The organism is Pseudomonas sp. H1_G08 (assembly GCF_054681355.1).
This window is the reverse complement of record NZ_CP162822.1, coordinates 4,548,686-4,565,357: the sequence shown is the minus strand read 5'-3', so window position 1 is coordinate 4,565,357 and position 16,672 is coordinate 4,548,686. Positions and strand designations below refer to the sequence as shown.

The 16,672-nt window shown below is 60.9% G+C and carries 20 protein-coding genes; 9 read left to right on the top strand and 11 right to left on the bottom strand.

The features are described from left to right. Positions 1 to 44: 44 nt before the first annotated feature. Positions 45 to 1,259, top strand: a complete 1,215-nt coding sequence (locus AB4N85_RS20820) for an aldose 1-epimerase family protein (RefSeq protein WP_073470931.1) — start codon at positions 45 to 47, stop codon at positions 1,257 to 1,259. Here the strand turns inward: AB4N85_RS20820 and AB4N85_RS20815 are convergent. From AB4N85_RS20815 to AB4N85_RS20805, 3 genes are all read right to left on the bottom strand, one after another. After that, a complete protein-coding gene (locus AB4N85_RS20815) occupies positions 1,256 to 2,749 on the bottom strand; it encodes a YifB family Mg chelatase-like AAA ATPase (RefSeq protein ID WP_252868465.1) in 1,494 nt (497 codons plus the stop codon). The genes AB4N85_RS20820 and AB4N85_RS20815 overlap by 4 nt on opposite strands. 172 nt (positions 2,750 to 2,921) lie before the next feature. Further along, complete coding sequence (locus tag AB4N85_RS20810; RefSeq protein WP_252868464.1) at positions 2,922 to 3,092, bottom strand: hypothetical protein; 171 nt, start codon at positions 3,090 to 3,092, stop codon at positions 2,922 to 2,924. 34 nt (positions 3,093 to 3,126) lie between these two features. After that, complete coding sequence (locus tag AB4N85_RS20805; RefSeq protein WP_252868463.1) at positions 3,127 to 3,348, bottom strand: GNAT family protein; 222 nt, start codon at positions 3,346 to 3,348, stop codon at positions 3,127 to 3,129. A 172-nt stretch (positions 3,349 to 3,520) separates the two neighbouring features. Between AB4N85_RS20805 and AB4N85_RS20800 the strand changes: the two genes are divergently transcribed. After that, positions 3,521 to 3,790, top strand: a complete 270-nt coding sequence (locus AB4N85_RS20800) for a HigA family addiction module antitoxin (protein WP_095181252.1) — start codon at positions 3,521 to 3,523, stop codon at positions 3,788 to 3,790. Positions 3,791 to 4,000: 210 nt separating this feature from the next. Here AB4N85_RS20800 and AB4N85_RS20795 read toward each other — a convergent pair whose 3' ends face one another. Next, positions 4,001 to 4,261 carry an accessory factor UbiK family protein gene (locus AB4N85_RS20795; protein WP_095181253.1) on the bottom strand — a complete coding sequence of 87 codons (261 nt, stop codon included), beginning with the start codon at positions 4,259 to 4,261 and terminating at the stop codon, positions 4,001 to 4,003. Positions 4,262 to 4,655: 394 nt separating this feature from the next. On the opposite strand from AB4N85_RS20795, the gene glnK reads away from it, so the two are divergent. The 4 genes from glnK to sutA all read left to right on the top strand — a co-directional run bounded on the left by glnK (position 4,656) and on the right by sutA (position 7,438). Further along, complete coding sequence (glnK, locus tag AB4N85_RS20790) at positions 4,656 to 4,994, top strand: P-II family nitrogen regulator (RefSeq protein WP_002555808.1); 339 nt, start codon at positions 4,656 to 4,658, stop codon at positions 4,992 to 4,994. A gap of 37 nt (positions 4,995 to 5,031) precedes the next feature. Beyond that, a complete protein-coding gene (locus AB4N85_RS20785) occupies positions 5,032 to 6,369 on the top strand; it encodes an ammonium transporter (RefSeq protein WP_041476939.1) in 1,338 nt (445 codons plus the stop codon). A gap of 215 nt (positions 6,370 to 6,584) precedes the next feature. Beyond that, on the top strand, positions 6,585 to 7,010 hold the full coding sequence (locus tag AB4N85_RS20780) for a secondary thiamine-phosphate synthase enzyme YjbQ (RefSeq protein ID WP_024014775.1): 426 nt from the start codon (positions 6,585 to 6,587) through the stop codon (positions 7,008 to 7,010). A 101-nt stretch (positions 7,011 to 7,111) separates the two neighbouring features. After that, positions 7,112 to 7,438, top strand: a complete 327-nt coding sequence (gene sutA, locus AB4N85_RS20775; RefSeq protein ID WP_056791627.1) for a transcriptional regulator SutA — start codon at positions 7,112 to 7,114, stop codon at positions 7,436 to 7,438. A 190-nt stretch (positions 7,439 to 7,628) separates the two neighbouring features. Here sutA and AB4N85_RS20770 read toward each other — a convergent pair whose 3' ends face one another. Genes AB4N85_RS20770 through lptM form a run of 6 tightly spaced genes read right to left on the bottom strand, consistent with a single transcriptional unit; the run spans position 7,629 to position 12,235 of the window. Beyond that, the gene (locus tag AB4N85_RS20770; RefSeq protein ID WP_252868461.1) at positions 7,629 to 8,336 is read right to left on the bottom strand and encodes an HAD family hydrolase; all 708 of its coding nucleotides are present in this window, start codon (positions 8,334 to 8,336) and stop codon (positions 7,629 to 7,631) included. Next, positions 8,333 to 9,232 (bottom strand): tyrosine recombinase XerC, encoded by a 900-nt coding sequence (xerC, locus tag AB4N85_RS20765; protein ID WP_024014773.1) that lies wholly within the window; start codon positions 9,230 to 9,232, stop codon positions 8,333 to 8,335. Before xerC ends, AB4N85_RS20770 begins: the two co-directional genes overlap by 4 nt. A gap of 2 nt (positions 9,233 to 9,234) precedes the next feature. Beyond that, the gene (locus tag AB4N85_RS20760) at positions 9,235 to 9,960 is read right to left on the bottom strand and encodes a DUF484 family protein (protein WP_236167760.1); all 726 of its coding nucleotides are present in this window, start codon (positions 9,958 to 9,960) and stop codon (positions 9,235 to 9,237) included. Between the two features lie 13 nt (positions 9,961 to 9,973). Then, positions 9,974 to 10,804 (bottom strand): diaminopimelate epimerase, encoded by an 831-nt coding sequence (gene dapF / locus AB4N85_RS20755; protein WP_056791632.1) that lies wholly within the window; start codon positions 10,802 to 10,804, stop codon positions 9,974 to 9,976. A 3-nt stretch (positions 10,805 to 10,807) separates the two neighbouring features. After that, on the bottom strand, positions 10,808 to 12,055 hold the full coding sequence (gene lysA / locus AB4N85_RS20750; RefSeq protein ID WP_252868460.1) for a diaminopimelate decarboxylase: 1,248 nt from the start codon (positions 12,053 to 12,055) through the stop codon (positions 10,808 to 10,810). Positions 12,056 to 12,064: 9 nt separating this feature from the next. Beyond that, on the bottom strand, positions 12,065 to 12,235 hold the full coding sequence (lptM, locus tag AB4N85_RS20745; protein WP_016772589.1) for an LPS translocon maturation chaperone LptM: 171 nt from the start codon (positions 12,233 to 12,235) through the stop codon (positions 12,065 to 12,067). A 314-nt stretch (positions 12,236 to 12,549) separates the two neighbouring features. Between lptM and cyaY the strand changes: the two genes are divergently transcribed. The 3 genes from cyaY (at position 12,550) to rnk (ending at position 13,781) form a co-directional block, all read left to right on the top strand. Further along, entirely contained in the window at positions 12,550 to 12,882 is a 333-nt protein-coding gene (cyaY, locus tag AB4N85_RS20740; RefSeq protein WP_056791639.1) for an iron donor protein CyaY, read from the top strand. Between the two features lie 3 nt (positions 12,883 to 12,885). After that, on the top strand, positions 12,886 to 13,107 hold the full coding sequence (locus AB4N85_RS20735) for a DUF1289 domain-containing protein (protein WP_076564524.1): 222 nt from the start codon (positions 12,886 to 12,888) through the stop codon (positions 13,105 to 13,107). Between the two features lie 254 nt (positions 13,108 to 13,361). After that, positions 13,362 to 13,781, top strand: a complete 420-nt coding sequence (gene rnk, locus AB4N85_RS20730) for a nucleoside diphosphate kinase regulator (RefSeq protein ID WP_024014769.1) — start codon at positions 13,362 to 13,364, stop codon at positions 13,779 to 13,781. Positions 13,782 to 13,790: 9 nt separating this feature from the next. On the opposite strand, the gene AB4N85_RS20725 is transcribed toward rnk, so the two are convergent. Further along, positions 13,791 to 16,634 (bottom strand): class I adenylate cyclase, encoded by a 2,844-nt coding sequence (locus AB4N85_RS20725; protein WP_095181257.1) that lies wholly within the window; start codon positions 16,632 to 16,634, stop codon positions 13,791 to 13,793. Between the last annotated feature and the right edge of the window lie 38 nt (positions 16,635 to 16,672).

The window sequence follows — 16,672 nt, the reverse complement described above, 5'->3', positions numbered from 1 at the left end:
CGCAGCGTTATAAAAATGGCACAACTCCAATAAAGGCTGCTGCCATGACCCCGCTCAAACTTCTCGTCGCCCTCGGCGCATTCTCTGCCGCTTCTCACGCCATGGCCTGGGACTATGTCCTGCTCGACGCCAATACTCCGGCAAAAAACCGGACGATCACCAGTGAGCAACTCGGCGTAAAAACCGCCAAACCGTTTTCCGTGACCCTGCGTACCCTGCATGGTGGTCGTCAGGAGGGCGTCAGCATTGTCGACATCGATAACGGCACGATGAAGCTGTCGGTCGTGCCGACCCGTGGCATGAATGTGTTGCAGGCTTCGGTGGGCGACGTGCGCATGGGCTGGGACTCGCCGGTCAAGGACGTCGTCAACCCGGCGTTCATCGAACTCAACGGTCGCGGTGGCCTGGGCTGGCTCGAAGGTTTCAATGAACTGGTCACCCGTTGCGGTTACGAGTGGGTTGGCCATCCCGGCATGGACAACGGCGAATTGCTGACCTTGCACGGTCGCGCCGCCAACATCCCGGCCAGCACCGTCACTTTGCACATCGACGAGAAGCCGCCGTATGCCATCACGCTGCGTGGCGAGCTGAAAGAGCAGGCATTCAAGAAAGTCGATTTCTCGGTAGCGACCGAACTGGTCACCGAACCGGGCAGCGCCAGCTTCGCCCTCAACGACACCCTGACCAACAACGGCGACTATGCGAAGGAATATCAGGCGCTGTATCACAGCAACTTCAGCACGCCGTTTCTTGAGCAAGGGGCAAAATTCGCTGCGCCGGTGAAGCAGGTGTCGCCGTTCAACGAGAAGGCCAAGGGCGATCTGCCCGACTGGCAGACCTATCGCGGGCCAACCAAGGACTACGACGAAACTGTCTACAACGTCGTGCCGTATGCGGACGCCAAGGGTGAGACCCTCACCGTGCTGCACAACAAGGCCGGTAGCCTCGGCGTATCCGTTGGCTTCAACACTCAGCAGTTGCCAGTGTTTTCGCTGTGGAAAAACACCGACACCCAAGGGCAGGGCTACGTCACCGGGCTGGAGCCGGGAACCAGTTTCTCCTACAACCGTCGCTATCAGCGGCCGTTGAATCTGGTGCCGACCATTGCCCCAAAAGAACATAAACAGTTCCAGATCAGCTACAGCCTGCTGGCCGACAAAGGGGCGGTGGACAAGGCCCTCAAGCGCGTGACCGAGATTCAGGCCGGTCGCGACACTGAAGTGCGTCAGGCACCGCTGGTTGATCTGACTGAGCATTAAGGTGTCGCCGGCCGGTATTGCAGTGCCTCGGCCAGATGCTCGCGGGTAATCGCATCGGCCTGTTCAAGATCCGCCAGCGTGCGCGCGACCTTGAGCAGGCGATGCGCCGAGCGCAGCGACAGGATCAATCGCTCGCAGGCCGCTTCCAGCCATTTTTCATCGGCTGTGGATAACGTGCAGTGACGCTTGAGCCCCGGCAGATCGAGAAACGCATTGGCACAGCCCTGACGTTTCTGCTGACGCTCCCGCGCTTCGGCCACCAACGCCGCAGCGCTGGCGCTGTTTTCGCCGGGCTTGGCTGCCGGATTCAATGCGGTTGCCTCCCGCGCGACGGTCAGGTGCAGATCAATCCGATCCAGCAGCGGCCCTGACAGCTTGTTGCGATAGCGCTGGACCATGTCCGGTGTGCACGAGCATTTGCCGCTGGGTTCGCCAAGATATCCACAGGGACATGGATTCATCGCTGCCACCAATTGAAATCGCGCGGGGAAACGTACGCGATCCTTGGCCCGGGCGATGACGATATGCCCGGACTCCAACGGCTCGCGCAGCACTTCCAGAACCTTGCGATCAAACTCCGGCAACTCATCGAGAAACAGTACGCCATGGTGGGCGAGGGTGATTTCGCCGGGTTGCGGTTTCGAGCTGCCACCGACCAATGCCGGCCCGGACGCCGAATGGTGCGGTTGCCTGAACGGCCGCTGCGGCCAGTGAGTCAAGGGAACCCCGCTGGCGACCGATTGAATCGCTGCCACTTCCAGCGCCTCGCATTCGGATAGCGGCGGCAGTAATCCTGGCAGACGACTGGCCAGCAGCGTCTTGCCGGTTCCCGGAGGCCCGCTGAACAACAAGTTGTGCGCCCCCGCTGCGGCAATCAGCAATGCGCGCTTTGCGGCTGTTTGACCCTGCACTTCGTTGAGGTCGGGATAGGGCTTGGCAGCGTGCATCAAACCGTCGGAAACGTAAGGCTCCACCGGCGTATGCCCATTGAAATGCGCCACCGCTTCCAGCAAATGATCCACCGCAAACACCTTCAACCCCGACGCCAGACACGCCTCCTCGGCATTCGCTCGAGGCACCACCAACGCCCGCCCGGCCTTGCGCGCCGCCAGTGCCGCCGGCAGCACACCACGCACCGGCCGCACGGCACCCGACAGCGCCAACTCGCCCAGACATTCCACCTCGTCCAGGGTCAGGCAGGGCACCTGCACACTCGCCGACAGAATCCCCAAGGCAATCGCCAGATCAAACCGCCCGCCATCCTTGGGCAGGTCCGCCGGCGCCAGATTCAAGGTGATCCGCCGCGCCGGAAATTGCAGTCCGGAATTGATGATCGCGCTGCGTACGCGATCCTTGCTCTCCTTCACCGCCGCTTCAGGCAGGCCGACCATGGTCAGCGACGGCAGACCGTTGGCCAGATGGACTTCGACGGTAACAGCGGGGGCTTCCACGCCAACCTGGGCGCGACTGTGGACGATGGAGAGGGACATGGTCGTTCCTTGAGTTGAATCGGGGAGCCGCTTCCTGCGGGTTTTTGAAGGGTAGTCTGGGGAGAGAGCGTTGGTCGGACAGTTTTAAGGGCGAACTTTCACTGGATGTTGCTGAAGGCACTAATCCTCAGGCATAAAAAAACCGCCTGTCAGGCGGTCATTTTTGCGGTACTCAGGTTCCACCGCCGGCAAGCCAACCATCGGGCTCCATTTCCTTGCCATAGGTCGCGGCCACTTTCAGAAAATGCCGCTGACTGGCTGAAACTCTGTCCGGCAATCCGAGTGCCTCGGTACCCGGTTTGGACACCCGTGCCGATTGGGTTTTCTGCTTCTTCTGCTTCATAAACACCTCACGTGCCGGGATGCTTGATTCGATCTTATTGGTCGTCCAATGGAAAGACAAGGCGACCGGTTGTATCAAAATAAAATCCCAGCGTTTGATAGTAAGGGATGGCGCCTGAGTCTGGCTCTTGTACTTCGATTTTCGTGCACCCCAGCTTCCGGGCGTAGAACTCTGTTGTCAGCAATGCCATCGGAGCGATCCAGCCCCGCAAGGTATTTGTCTTGCAGGTGTGTCCCTGCAAAAGGACGATTTTCATGCAGATCGTGCTTCTTCGCGGCGTTGCGTAGCACAGTCCGCACAGTTCTTCTTCGTACCAGAACGCTGCCCTAATATTTGTAGGACGCTGGCGAAAGGGGTGTGAAGATCTTGTATCCGGAGTCGGATGTTCCAGTTTGGCCACTCAACGCAGCCTCTGGAGGCGAAAAAAAATGGACCGCAGTGGTATGCGCCCGATTCTTCCGGGCGAGGTTCTGAATAAGGAATTCATGGAGCCGTTGAGCATGACCGTCATGGATCTGGCCATGCCCACGAAATGGCCCGAAAGCGAGATCGAAGAGCTTGTGAAATGCCAGCTCAGGATCTGCGCCGATCTGGCAATCAGCCTCGCCATTCAGCTCAACACTACGCCTGAGTTATGGATGAATCTTCAGTCGACTTACGATTTGCGCAGAGCCCAGCTCCGGCATGCGGGCTCATAGCGATTGCAGCATCCGCGAAGCCCTTTTCCACCATGGCCCTGCCCGGGTCGCCCAATCCTCTGCTGAACATTCAGCATCAGATAGCTTAGAAACCTGGGCTTTTTGGCGCAATCGGACGGCGGTCATTAAGGTTGTAGGACGTTGCGGGGATGGTTCAAGGGCTGAAGATCAAAAGATCGCAGCCTTCGGCAGCTCCTACAGGGACGCGAATTATTCAGCGGGCGGTGTCAGCTTCGCTTCCATCTCGGCAACCTTGGCTTCGAGGCTTTCGAGGCGGGCGCGAGTACGCGCCAGCACTACCATCTGACTATCGAACTCTTCCCGGCTGACCAGATCGAGTTTGCTGAAGGCACTTTGCAGCAGCATTTTGAACTGGCTTTCCATTTCGGCTTTCGGCAGCGGGGTGTCGCCGCTGAAGAGGCGGGAGGCGGTGCCGCTCAGGGCGTCGAGGAAGTCTTTGGGCGCGAGCATGGGAAATGTCCTGGAAACAATGGCCGGCAGTGTATCACGCAGTGTCTATAGTCAATCCCGTTGCACGGATGCACGCTTTTCGCGCAGGGGGACGGACGGTGGCGCACCGTTGTTGTGCGTATCGGCAAAAGCTTTTCTGCCCGAGCGCGTGCAACAGGGGCCAAGAGATTGAAATGCAGGGTTTTTGCCGAGCTGGCAAGGTTTCTGCTTAGTCACCCTCGACCCATGCACTGATGCAGTCGCTGTGACGAATGCAGTGCGGCAGACGAAGCGGGGAGTTTCGTCTGATGCGGTTAGCTGGCGTCAACGATGCGTTACAAAGCCAGGCACTGCGCTTAGACTTGAGACGGGTTTGTTTTCCTGGGGCAAGTCCACCAATTCGGGAGAGAGTTTCATGAAGCTAGTCACTGCCATCATCAAGCCGTTCAAGTTGGACGACGTGCGCGAGTCGCTGTCCGAAATCGGCGTGCAGGGCATTACCGTTACTGAAGTCAAAGGCTTCGGCCGGCAGAAGGGTCACACCGAGCTGTATCGCGGCGCGGAATATGTGGTCGATTTTCTGCCCAAGGTGAAAATCGACGTGGCCATCGACGACAAGGATCTGGATCGGGTTATCGAGGCGATAACCAAAGCGGCCAACACCGGCAAGATCGGTGACGGCAAGATCTTCGTGGTCAATCTGGAACAGGCGATCCGCATCCGTACCGGCGAAACCGATACCGACGCGATCTAAGCGCCGCCACAAACCCAACGCCCCAGGAGAAAACAATATGACTCTGCGTAAATTCGCAGGGCTAGGCGCCCTGTTGTCCATCGTAATGCCCGGCATCGCCATGGCGGCAGACGAAGTGGCAGCGCCAGTCCTCAATTCCGGCGACACCGCCTGGATGCTCACCTCGACAGCGCTCGTGCTGTTCATGACCATCCCCGGCCTGGCGCTGTTCTACGGCGGTATGGTTCGCTCGAAAAACATTCTTTCCGTGCTGATGCAGTGCTTCGCCATTACCGGTCTGATCAGCATCCTGTGGGTCATTTATGGCTACAGCATTGCCTTCGACACCACCGGCATGGAGCAGGGCGTCGTCAACTTCAATTCGTTCTTCGGTGGCATGGGCAAGGCGTTCCTCGCCGGTGTCACGCCTTCGAGCATCACCGGCCCGGCGGCGCTGTTCCCTGAAGCGGTGTTCATCACCTTCCAGATGACCTTCGCGATCATCACCCCGGCGCTGATCGTCGGTGCGTTCGCCGAGCGCATGAAGTTCTCCGCGATGCTGATTTTCATGGGCATCTGGTTCACGCTGGTTTATGCACCGATCGCGCACATGGTCTGGTCCGGTAACGGCGGCCTGATGTGGGACTGGGGCGTGCTCGACTTTGCTGGCGGCACCGTGGTGCACATCAACGCCGGTATCGCCGGCCTGGTCGCGTGCCTGGTACTGGGCAAGCGCAAAGGCTTCCCGACCACACCGATGGCTCCGCATAACCTCGGCTACACCCTGATGGGCGCGGCGATGCTGTGGGTTGGCTGGTTCGGCTTCAACGCTGGTTCCGCTGCTGCCGCCAACGGCACTGCCGGTATGGCCATGCTGGTTACTCAGATCGCCACCGCCGCTGCGGCACTGGGCTGGATGTTTGCCGAGTGGGTCACCCACGGCAAGCCAAGCGCACTGGGGATTGCTTCGGGCGTGGTCGCCGGTCTGGTCGCGATCACTCCGGCCGCTGGCACTGTAGGCCCGATGGGTGCACTGGTGATCGGTCTGGCCGCAGGCGTGGTGTGCTTCTTCTGCGCCACCACCCTGAAACGCAAACTCGGCTATGACGATTCCCTGGATGCCTTCGGCGTGCACGGCATCGGCGGTATCCTCGGCGCGATCCTCACTGGTGTGTTTGCCGCACCGGCACTGGGCGGCTTCGGCACCGTGACTGACATTGGCGCGCAGGTCTGGATTCAGATCAAAGGCGTCGGCTTCACGGTGATCTACACCGCGATCGTCACTTTCATCATCCTCAAGGTGCTGGACGCCGTCATGGGGCTGCGCGTAACCGAGGAAGAAGAGTCGGTCGGCCTCGATCTGGCACAACACAACGAACGCGGCTACAACCTGTAAGTACGCGCGATAAAAAAATTGCCCGGTTCGCCGGGCATTTTTTTGTCCGGGATTTGTCATTCAAGGTGCGGCTGAAAGGATTTTTCTTACGGCTTTGGTCGTCTTTACGACGAGGCTTTTTCTGCGGGCAATCGCTTACATCGCTGCAGGAATATTAGGGCCTTTGTTTTTTTTCAGAGCACGCTAGAATGCGCCCCGAACGAGCGGAGAACTGTATGTGGCAACAGACTCTGATAACCCTGCGGGCAAGGCCCCGGGGCTTTCATCTGGTGACGGACGAGTTACTCGCAGGCTTGCCTGAACTCAAGACCTGTCGGGTCGGTCTGTTGCATTTGTGGCTGCAGCACACGTCGGCATCGTTGACCATCAACGAGAACGCCGATCCGGCAGTTCGTCGCGACTTCGAACGATTTTTCAATCGTCTGATCCCACAAGGAACAGACGGCTACGAGCACAACGACGAAGGCCCGGATGATCTCCCGGCGCACTTCAAGGCCAGCGTGCTCGGTTGCCAGATCAGTCTGCCGGTTGCGGCAGGGCGGCTGGCACTGGGTACCTGGCAAGGGATTTATCTGGGCGAGCACCGTGATCATGGCGGTGCCCGTAAAGTCCTCGCCACCTTGCACGGTGAACAGGCATGAGCCGCTGCCGGGCAGCGGCAGAAGATTTTTCAACGGCGGCTTCGACAGCCGCCAAAGCTGGTCTATAACTAATCTGCTTTTGGCAAGTCATGAGGTAGAACATGAGCGACGATGATCTGGAAAACGACGACCTCGAAGTAGGCGACGAAGACGAGGCCGAGGAAGGCCTGGAAGCGGCAGCGGAAGACGTTACCGAAGACGATGGCGGTGACGACACGCCGGCCCCGGCTGCCAAAGGCAAAGCCAAGGCTGCGGTCTCGGTCGACGAGTTGCCGAGCATCGAAGCCAAGAACAAGGAGCGTGACGCCCTGGCCAAGGCCATGGAAGAATTCCTTGCGCGCGGCGGCAAGGTGCAGGAAGTGGAGGCCAACGTGGTCGCCGATCCGCCCAAGAAGCCGGATAACAAGTACGGCAGCCGCCCTATCTGAGGCGCGTCGCTCGCTTGCTGAAAAAGCCCGCCGTCGCTGCGGGCTTTTTTATGCCTGAAATAAATCCGTTGAAAGCAAATGCAGTCCTCTGTGGGAGCGAGCCTGCTCGCGAAGAGGGCATGTCAGCCGACATACATGTTGAATGACACACCGCATTCGCGAGCAGGCTCGCTCCCACAGGGTTTGTGGATTATTTCGAGGTGGCATTCCAGCGGGAGAGGACGACGGGCAATTCGGTCAGGCTGCGAATTTCCGCATCCGGCAAGCGCTCCGCCTCCCAGACCTTGCCTGTCGGGTTGAACCACACCGCGCGCAACCCCGCCTGCTGCGCCCCGGCGATGTCATCGCCGGGATGATCGCCGACATGCACCGCCGCTTCAGCACCCACACCACCGCGCTGCAACGCTTCATGAAACAGCCGCGCATCCGGTTTGGCGATGCCGATGTCTTCGGCACACAAGGCGAACCTGAAGTAATCCGCCAGCCCCAGCCGGCGCACGTCGGCATTGCCATTGGTGACCACGCCGAGGGCGTAATGATTGGCGAGCAGCTCCAGCAGCGGCTCGACCTCCGGGAACACTTCGATCTGATGCCGCGCATGCAGGAACACTTCAAAAGCCTTGTCAGCCAGCTCCGACGCTTCGCCGTGGGCATACCCGGCTTCTTCCAGCGCATGGAGCAGCACACGTCGGCGCAGCGCGCTGATGCGGTGTTTGAGGCCCGGTTCGCCCGCCAGCACTCGCTCGCGAATCGACCACAAATGCTCCACCGGCACCGCGCCCAGGTTCGACGCATGCTCGCTCAGCCATTCGCGCAACACGGTTTCAGCGCTGGCGATCACCGGCGCGGTATCCCACAAAGTGTCGTCGAGGTCGAAGGTGATCAACTGAATGCTCATGAATCATCGCCTTTCATGCGTTTGGCCCGGGGATGGGCGCTGTCGTAGACCGCCGCCAGATGCTGGAAGTCGAGGTGGGTATAGATCTGCGTGGTTTTGATATCGGAGTGGCCGAGCAATTCCTGCACCGCGCGCAGATCCTGTGAAGACTCGAGCAAATGGCTGGCGAACGAGTGCCGGAGCATGTGCGGATGCAGGTTCTGCCCCAGTTCGCGCTCGCCAGCCAGTTTGACCCGCACCTGAATCGCGCGCGGGCCGAGACGCCGACCTTGCTGGCTGACAAAAACCGCATCGTCCGCCGGGTTGGTCATGGCTCTAAGCGGCAACCAGTGTTCCAAGGCTTCGCGGGCCTTGGTGCCAACCGGCAACAGTCGGGTCTTGCTGCCCTTGCCGAGCACCTGAACCATGCCGTCGGCGAGGTCGAGTTGATCGAGATTGAGCCCGGTCAGCTCGGACAGGCGCAGGCCAGAAGAATAGAACAGCTCAAGAATCGCCTGATCACGCCGGGCGAGAAAATCGTCCTCGACCGCACCTTCCAGCAGCTGCAATGCGCGGTCGGTATCAAGGGTTTTCGGCAGGCGCCGTTCGCCTTTCGGCGGGGCCAGGCCGGTGGCCGGGTCGTGGTCGCACAGGCCTTCGCGATTCAAGTAGTGATAGAGCCCGCGCACCGCCGAGAGCAGGCGGGCGAGGCTGCGCGAGGACTGGCCTTGCGCATGCAACCGGGCGATCAGGCTGCGCAGGCGCTGGATGTCCAGCGCGGCCCAGCTGCCGATGTTCTGCTTGATGCACCAGCCGAGGACTTTATCGAGGTCGCGGCGATAAGCCGACAGGGTGTGCGGCGACACCTGTCGCTCACTGCGCAGATGTTCGCAGTAAGCGTCCAGTTGTCGTTCCATGGTCAGCGTACCGAGCGCAGCGAGCTGTTGACCCGTGGCAGCACACGGCCCATGACCTCGGCGATGTAACTGAGGAACAGGGTGCCGACCGAGCTCTTGTAATGCTGCGGGTCACGGCTGGCGATGGCCAGAATGCCGTGAATGCCCTGATGGCTGACGGCAACCACGGCGGTCGAGCCGATCTGCTGGCGCTGTTCTTCGCCGAAGAGGAAATCCAGCTCATGTTCACGGAGGCTGCCGCTGACGCTTTTGCCTTCGGTGAGCAGGCCGCCGATCGCGGTTTGCGCGTCGGCGTGAGTCACCCAGCGGCCGACCGGTGCGGGGTTGTCGCCGAGCAGGATCAGGCTGACGAAAGGCACCTGGAAATCCTGACGCAGGCTGTCCTCAACGCTGATGACCACGTCTTCCAGGGTCGATGCATCCATCAGCGCGAGAATCAGGCGGCGGGTCTTTTCGAACAGGCGATCGTTGTCGCGGGCCACGTCCATCAGATGCGAAAGGCGATGGCGCATCTCGATATTGCGGTCGCGCAGGATGGTCATCTGCCGCTCGACCAGCGACACGGTGTCGCCGCGTCGGTGCGGAATGCGCAACGACGGCAGCAGCTCTTCGTGCTCGACGAAGAAGTCCGGATGAGCCTCCAGGTAGGCGGCTACCGCGGCTGCCTCGAGGCTCTCGGGCGCTGATTCGTCGGCTGGTCGGGCGGGTACCTGTGGCTTGTCGGTCATGATTTCTGCTCGCTCAAAGACGCACTTGTCCTTCGTATACACGCACTGCCGGACCGGTCATCAATACCGGTTCGCCCGGGCCGGCCCACTCGATGGACAGACGTCCGCCGGGCAGGTCGATCAACAGCGGCGAATCCATCCACCCCTGACTGATGGCCGCCACCGCCGCCGCACAGGCGCCGGTGCCGCAGGCCTGGGTTTCCCCGGCGCCGCGCTCCCAAACACGCAGTTGCGCGCGATGGCGATCGATGACCTGAAGGAAGCCGACATTGACCCGCGCCGGAAAGCGCGGGTGGTGTTCGATCTTCGGCCCCAGTTCATGCACCGGTGCGCTGTTGATGTCGTCCACGCGAATGACCGCATGGGGATTGCCCATCGACACGGCGGCCAGTTCGACCGTGGTGCCATCGACTTCCAGCGGATAGCTGCTGGCCTGGGCCGGCGCCTGGAATGGAATGTCTGCCGGCACCAGGCGCGGCGCGCCCATGTTCACGCCGATCTGGCCGTCGTTACGCACGTCCAGTTCAATGATGCCGCCCTTGGTCTCGACGCGGATCTGCCGCTTGGCAGTCAGACGCTTGTCGAGCACGAAGCGGGCGAAGCAGCGCGCACCGTTGCCGCATTGCTCCACTTCCGAGCCGTCGGAATTGAAGATCCGGTAGCGGAAATCCACATCCGGGTTACTCGGTGCTTCGACGATCAGCAACTGGTCGAAACCGATCCCGGTGTGGCGGTCGCCCCATTGCTTGGCGTGTTTGGGCTGAATGTGCGCGTGCTGGCTGACCAGGTCGAGGACCATGAAGTCGTTGCCCAGGCCGTGCATTTTGGTAAAACGCAGCAGCATGGGTTACTCCGGCAGCAGGCTTTCGCCGGCAAACAGCTCGGCCACGGTTTCGCGGCGACGCACTTCAAAAACCTGATCACCATCCACCAGCACCTCGGCGGCACGGCCACGGGTGTTGTAGTTGGAGCTCATCACAAAACCGTAGGCGCCGGCCGAATGCACCGCCAGCAGATCGCCTTCTTCCAGCGCCAGCTCGCGGTCCTTGGCGAGGAAGTCGCCGGTTTCGCAGATCGGGCCGACGATGTCGTACTTGCGTGCAGCGCTGTCGCGCGGTTTCACCGCCGTGACGTCCATCCACGCCTGATACAGCGCCGGACGGATGAGGTCGTTCATCGCCGCGTCGACGATGGCGAAATCCTTGTGCTCGGTGTGCTTGAGGTATTCGATCTGCGTCAGCAACACGCCGCCATTGGCAACGATGAAGCGACCCGGTTCGAACACCAGCGCCAGATCACGCCCGTCGAGACGCTCGCGCACGGCTTTGATGTAGTCGGCAGCCAGCGGCGGCTCCTCATCGCGGTAACGCACGCCCAGGCCGCCACCGAGATCGATGTGGCGCAGGTGAATGCCGCAATCGCCCAGACGGTCGACCAGATCGAGCAAGCGATCGAGGGCGTCAATGAATGGCGGCAGGGTGGTCAGTTGCGAACCGATGTGGCAGTCGACACCGACTACTTCCAGGTTCGGCAGATGCGCGGCGCGCACGTACACGTCTTCGGCATCGGCAATGGCGATGCCGAACTTGTTCTCTTTCAGACCGGTGGAAATGTACGGATGGGTGCCGGCATCGACGTCCGGGTTCACGCGCAGCGAAACCGGGGCGCGAACACCCAGCTCGGCGGCGACTACTTGCAGGCGCTCGAGCTCGTCGGTGGATTCGACGTTGAAGCAGTGCACGCCGACTTCGAGGGCGCGGCGCATGTCGTCACGGGTCTTGCCGACGCCGGAGAAAACGATCTTGTCGGCGCTGCCACCAGCGGCCAGTACACGTTCCAGCTCGCCACGGGAAACGATGTCGAAACCGGCGCCGAGACGGGCCAGGACATTCAGTACACCGAGGTTGGAGTTGGCTTTGACCGCGAAGCAGACCAGATGCGGCATGCCGGCCAGCGCATCGGCGTAGGCCAGATACTGCGCTTCGATGTGCGCGCGCGAGTAGACATAGGTGGGCGTGCCGAAGCGGTCGGCGATGGCGGACAGCGCCACACCTTCCGCGAACAGCTCCCCGCCACGGTAGTTAAAAGCGTCCATGGCGATCCCTTAGTAAACGTCGTGCTTGTGAGCCTTGGATGGCTGCTTCTGCGAAGACTGGGCTTGTTCGGCCGGGTCCTGATCGTCATCCGGCAGGTACAGCGGGCCTTTTTGACCACAGGCCGAAACGAGGCAGGCAACCGCGACGAGCGCAGCAAGGGAAGAGATCAGGCGCTTCATGGCGAAATCCTTGAAAATGCGTTAATTGCGCCGGAGTATACCGGCCACCCGGCAGCTTGCCTATGCGAGGGGGTTCCCGTCCGGCGGGGCTCCTGTGATGCGCATCATCCCCGTGGGAGCGAGCCTGCTCGCGAAGGCGTCGGCAAATTCAACAGGCTCGTTGCCTGACACACCGCTTTCGCGAGCAGGCTCGCTCCCACGGGGGCGGTGTTGGATGGGCCGACAGGTGCTTGGTCGTTAATCTTTGCAATCGGTCGGCAGCGTCCGTATCTTTCGGCGCTTGAGCCTGATCAGACATTTTTGAGGTTGCCGCAATGAGTTTGTCCGAAGCCCGTTTCCACGATCTGGTCGATGCTACCCAGCAGACGCTGGAAGATATCTTTGATGACAGCGACCTGGATATCGACCTGGAGAGCTCGGCAGGTGTCTTGACCGTCAAGTTCGAAAATGGCTCGCAGCTGATCTTCAGCCGCCAGGAGCCGTTGCGTCAGCTGTGGCTGGCGGCCGTGTCCGGTGGTTTCCACTTCGACTACGACGAAGAAAGCGAGCGCTGGATGTGCGACAAGAGCGAAGAGCAATTGGGCGAAATGCTTCAGCGCCTCGTAAAGCAGCAGGCTGGCGCCGAATTCGATTTCGAAGGTCTGTGATTCGTGACGGATGCCGCGCCTGTTCGCCCGCCGAAACCGCTCTACAGCAACGTCAGCCCGGCGGTGCCTTCGCCCTGCACGGGTGTGTGTCGACTGGACGAGCAGAAAGTCTGTCTCGGCTGTGCGCGCCACGTCGAGGACATTCGCGAGTGGCGCTCGGCGGATGATCAGCGGCGCCGGGTGATTTGCCAGCAGGCTACCGCACGAAAGTCCCAAGCCTGTTGATATTGTGGCGAGGGGATTTATCCCCGTTGGGTCGCGTAGCGGCCCCAAAATCTATACGGCTGCTGCGCAGCCGAACGGGGATAAATCCCCTCGCCACAAGGGTTTCACCCAGGCAAAAAAGGGCGTGACTTGTATATTTTTTGAGCTGTGATAGTGTCCGCGAACGCCTCAAACCACCGAGGCACGGTGAAAACCCCGTCTTTTTTGGCGGGGTTTTGCTTTTTTTGTGCAGAAGAAAGGAGTCTGCCTGGATCATGACCGCACCTTCCATCACCCTTACCCGTCTGGACGTGCAACGTCTGGAGCGCCTGATCGACAGCCTGAGCGACAAAGACCAGGCTGCGCCGGGCGTGATTGCGCTGCAAACCGAGCTGGACCGCGCCGATACCGTGGTCGGCCACGATGAAGTGCCCGCCGATGTCGTGACCATGAATTCCCGCGTGCATTGCCGCGAAGAAGGCAGTGGCAAGGATTACCACCTGACGCTGGTCTATCCCAAGGACGCCAACGCCGATGAAGGCAAGATTTCCATTCTCGCTCCGGTTGGCAGTGCGCTGCTGGGCCTGAAGGTCGGTCAGCACATCGATTGGCCGGCGCCGGGCGGCAAGTCGCTGAAACTGACCTTGCTGGAAGTGGAATCGCAACCGGTCAACGGCGGCGCCTTTCCCGAATAAATTCCTGCTTCAAACCTGTTCGAGCGCTTCATTCAACGAGCGCTCCAGGTCTGCCTTGTAGCGCAGATACAGATTGCTTGAACTGTGCCCGTCACCGAGCAGACCCGACAGGTCGAGGTCGGTGATGTAGCAGCGATAACGCTCGGTCTCGCGACGCTGCTCGACGATCTCCCGGGCGACCACGCTGAACAACTGGTCGCCATGCTCCAGCTCGCTGAATTCCCGCTGATTGCAGTACAAGGTGACCTGCACTTCGCCGGGTGCGGCTTTGCCGATGATTGCCTGCACGTCGTAGAACGGTTTGTTCACCGGGGTCTGCGGTGCTGGTCGGGTTTCGACCCTGCGCGAGCGCCCCGGGCCTGACGGCAACAGCTGGTAATACAAAGTCTCGGGGCTGCCCGCAGGGCCACCGTCCATCGGCAATTGCGCTTCACGGCGGTACTGGATCGATTGCAGAAAACGTTGCAGCGGCACCAGCAGACTCTGCTCGTCGTGGTACGGCAGCTGCTGTTGCCACAGCGCATTGAATTCATCCAGCACGTACAGCTCCGCCTGCTGTTCACTGATGCGATAGAACACTTGAATGCACTCCGGCTGACCCATCGGCAGGATCAGCGCCAGATCGTGATCTTCCAGCGCCATCGGGTCGAGGTGCAGCGGGCTGTAGCGCGGTTGTTCTTCGCCCAGATAATCGAGCAGCGCCGGCAGGGTGGCGAGGGCGACATGGTTGACCTGACCCGGCACCAGCTCCAGCACGTGATAGTGCTGTTGTACCTGAATCAGGTAGCGATGATTCAAGTCACTGAGCAACAGGGTCTGCGCGTTGTCGACGATTTCTTCGACGCGGCGGGCAATGAATTGCGCGCGGTTGTGGCAGAAGCAGCGCACTTTCAGCGACGGCTGCACCGGGCCGCGCGGCAGGTTGTTGAGGTAATCGCGCAGGCAGTCGAGCAGCGCATGCGGGCCGTCGAAACGATTGACCAGCACTTCGTTCCAGCTGTTGAGCGTGACCTGATCGAGGGTCAGCACCAGGTTCTCGCGCACGCCGGCATAGCTCAGCGAGTCGGTGCGTTCGGTGGTCATCAAAATATTCAGATCACGGTGATGCTTGAGCGGATCGACGCCGACGTTGATCAGCAGCAGCACTTCGCTGGGCACGGCGGCGCGCAGCAAGGGCTCTTCGGCGACGGTGGACAAGGGCAGGGCGATGCACTGCTGCAGGCTGCCGAGCAGGTTGAACAGCTCGAACTCGCTCAAGTCGCTGGTGCCCGGATGCAGGGCCAGGCGGGTGCTGCTGTCGATCACGCCGTTGCGGTGGCACCAGGTCAGCAGTTCAAGTAGCTCGCGACTGCGCTTGATCGGCGCGAAGTGTTCCCACTCCAGCGCCGTCAGGCTGCCGTTGTACAAACCCCACTGGGTCTGCCCCGGCTCCTTTTTGTTCGGCGACTGCACCAGGGTCAGGGTGTCTTCGGCCAGGTCCGGGGCGATGCCCGGATTGATGAACTCGACCTTGTCGGCCTTGCGCTCGAATGCCGCGTAGAGTCGACGGCCAAGCACATTGAGGTCGCGCTTGTTGATCAGGCTGACAGTCTGTTCGCTGCGGGCGAACTGGGTCAGGAAGCGATAGCTGTAGTTGAGTTCGTTGACCAGCGCGCGGCGCTCGGCGCTGACCTGGCGGACTTTCCACTGACTGCGGCTGTCGAGCAGCGCCAGTTGCCGCTGATCCCAGTGCCACTCGCCGGCCAGGCGTTCGAGCAGTGCGCGTTGCCAACCCTGGCTGCGGCTGTTGCCGGTGAGCTTGCGGTTGACCTTCAGATACAGCGCGCGGCGCACCAGCTCAAGACGCTCCGGTTCGTTGCGGGCGAGCAGGTATTCCTCGATACGCCGGTACACGACCATGTACGGGTCAAGCTCATCGAGATCGAGCTGATTGGCGAACACGGCTTTCTTGAAGCGCAGGCTCAGGCACTGCACTTGCGGATGTTCGCTGGCGTACACCTCGGTCAGCAGCAGTTTGAGCACCGACTTGTAGGGCGACTCGATGCCTTTGAACAACTGCCACAATCCGGCACCGATGAATTCCCCGGGCGGAATGGTCGCCATCGGCCCGAGATCCAGGGTTTCGTCGGCGCGAATAAAGCGTTTGGACAGCAGGGTGTGGGTGTAAGCGTCGTAGGCTGTTTCTTCATAGACTGGCACCAGCCACCAGATCGGCGTGCGCCCGGCCAGCCAGATCGCCGTGCGATAAAACTCGTCGAGCAGCAGATAGTGCTGGGTGCTGCCGCAGTTTTCCGAACTGAGCTGAGCATCACGTTCGCCTTTGACGAAGCGCGCCGGGTCGATCAGGAAGAAATGCGCTTCGGCACCCTGGCTCGCGGCCCAGGTTTCCAGCAACTGGCATTTCTTGCGTAGCTCGGCGAGTTCGCTTTCGCTCAGATCTGGGGCATGGCAGACCCACACATCCATGTCGCTCTGATCGGCCTGTGCCAGCGTGCCGAGGCTGCCCATCAGGAACAAACCGTGAATCGGTCGCGGCGGGTTGCTGCCATGGCGCGGTTTGTAAGAAAACGAGCGGGTCAGGCGCTGCGCCTCGGTCAGCGCATTGGCGTCCGGCTCATAATTCGAGAGACCGGCCGGCGTACTGCCCGAGACATAGCCGGGCAGCAACGGATGATTGACGTGAAAGAACAGCGGCAACAGCGTCAGCACGCTTTGCTGGCGCGTCGACAAACCTTCGAGGGCGCGGCCGAGGCGGCCTTCATTGAGTTTGAGAAAACGGGCGCGCAGTTGGCTGAGTACCTTGCGGTCGATGCCTTCGTCCAGGTCGGGGCGGATTTCGTGGGTGCGCGTCATGTCAGCTCAAACCGGCTTGCAGGCTCGGACGTAGAGGG